The 1,706-nt window shown below is 63.6% G+C and carries 2 protein-coding genes and 1 pseudogene; 2 read left to right on the top strand and 1 reads right to left on the bottom strand.

The window, feature by feature from the left end; genetic code table 11:
- Positions 1-172 precede the first annotated feature (172 nt).
- Both ABT116_RS44490 and ABT116_RS44485 read left to right on the top strand, forming a co-directional pair.
- Positions 173-886, top strand: a complete 714-nt coding sequence (locus ABT116_RS44490) for a Mur ligase family protein (RefSeq protein WP_351646607.1) — start codon at positions 173-175, stop codon at positions 884-886.
- Entirely contained in the window at positions 883-1,506 is a 624-nt protein-coding gene (locus ABT116_RS44485) for an FtsW/RodA/SpoVE family cell cycle protein (RefSeq protein WP_351646605.1), read from the top strand. The genes ABT116_RS44490 and ABT116_RS44485 overlap by 4 nt, the downstream gene beginning before the upstream one ends.
- Positions 1,507-1,510: 4 nt before the next feature.
- On the opposite strand, the pseudogene ABT116_RS44480 reads toward ABT116_RS44485, so the two are convergent.
- A pseudogene (locus ABT116_RS44480) lies at positions 1,511-1,645 on the bottom strand (MBL fold metallo-hydrolase); the annotation flags it as partial.
- Between the last annotated feature and the right edge of the window lie 61 nt (positions 1,646-1,706).

Here is a 1,706-nt window from a genome sequence, read left to right as displayed (position 1 = left end):
GTCAGGACTGCCCTGGGAGACCGTCTGGCGGGCGATCTGCTTGGCCATGTCCCAGTTCACCGGGCCGCCCTCGTAGGAGAGCATCTGGCCCAGCTCAACGGCAGACATTGTCACCGGATTCAGATTGGGTGAACCGGGCGAAGGAGAACTGGGTGTCGAAGCGGGACACCTCGTGGACAACGCTTTCGGCGATCACGTCCGCTTGGCCGAAGCAGCTTCCATCGATCCGGCCGGCCCGGCAGGCGTCATGGACGCGCTTGCCGCTGCAGCCTTGGCGCGGGCACTCGGATTCGAAGCAGACGTCGTCGAACGCGGCCTGGCCGCACACAAGGTCGGCCCACACCGCGGCGCCCTGGTCGGCCGTGTCGGATCCGTTGTGTACATCGACGATTCCAAGGCCACCAACCCGCACGCAGCCAGACCGTCGATACTCGCGCACGACCGCGTCGTCTGGGTTGCAGGCGGTCTGCTCAAGGGAGCAAGCGTCGACCAGTTGGTGAGCGAAGTGGGACCGCGGTTGTCCGGCGCTGTACTTCTCGGCCGTGATGCCGGTGTGATCGAGGACGCGCTGGCGCGACACGCGCCCGATGTTCCCGTGGTGCACGTGCTGTCGGGGGACGATGAAGCGGTGAGCGAAACAAGCAGCAACTCGACTCTCACCATCCGGCTGCCGTCGGGTGCCGACGCGGATGCCGTCATGGCGGCAGTGGTAGTCGAAGCTGCCGAGTTGGCGTCCCCCGGTGATGCAGTTGTACTCGCCCCGGCCGCCGCGTCGCTGGACATGTTCGCGAGCTACGGAGATCGTGGTGACAGCTTCGCCGCCGCAGTAGCAGCATTACCCGATCCGTTCACCGATTCGCCTGGCGAAGCCGGGAACTTGCGATGACCAAGGGTCCCAAGACCCGAATCGGTGCCTGGTTGGCGCGGCCGTTGGCGTCGTTCCACCTGGTGGTGACGATTGCCACGATGTTGACCGTCTTGGGGCTCGTGATGGTTCTCTCGGCGTCGAGCGTCGAGCAGTACGTGTCCGGTGGATCGGCATATTCGCTGTTCACTCAGCAGTTGATCTTCGCGATTCTCGGGGCGGTGCTCTTCTACGTCGCGCTGCGCATCCCGGCGAGAGTGCTCCGGCAGTATTCGTTTCCGCTGTTCGTCGTCGTGCTCATCATGCTGGTACTCGTCCTGATTCCGGGCATCGGCACCGAAGCGCAGGGCGCGCGTCGCTGGTTCAACGTCGGTGGGTTCTCGGTGCAGCCGTCGGAAATCATGAAGGTCGCATTGGCGATCTGGGGCGGGCCTGGTCCTGCACCGCAGCCACGATCTCCGCCAATCGCTCCTCGTGGTGCCCCATCAATTGACGTGCACGATCGGCGATCCCACGGAATCGATATTCATGTGCCGGAAGCACTTCGCATTCGCCCAGTGTCGTCGTCGCCTCGAGCGAGAGAAGATAACGATGAAGCGGGTTCTCGAGTTCACCGGGAATCGTGGAGATGTTCGGGCTGATCCTCGGCAGCATGTGGTCGCCGCTGAACAACAAGCCTCTGTCCTCTTCCACGAAGCAGAGATGTCCGGGAGTGTGCCCCGGTGTCCATTGGGCCCGGAGATTCCAACCGGGTAGGTCGAGTGAATCCCCATCTCCCAGAACTACGTCCCCGTTTCCAGTAGGCCCCGTTATCTGCAGGTCCCGGCTGCCTACAGCTCAC

The organism is Streptomyces sp. NPDC002130 (genome assembly GCF_040296465.1).
Classification (GTDB): domain Bacteria; phylum Actinomycetota; class Actinomycetes; order Streptomycetales; family Streptomycetaceae; genus Streptomyces.
Note: the sequence above shows the minus strand (reverse complement) of the source record. Positions and strands in the feature narration are given on the sequence as shown.

Coding starts and splice junctions, on each gene's coding strand:
- ABT116_RS44485 (WP_351646605.1), top strand. CDS start 883: ATGACCAAGGGTCCCAAGACCCGAATCGGTGCCTGGTTGGCGCGGCCG.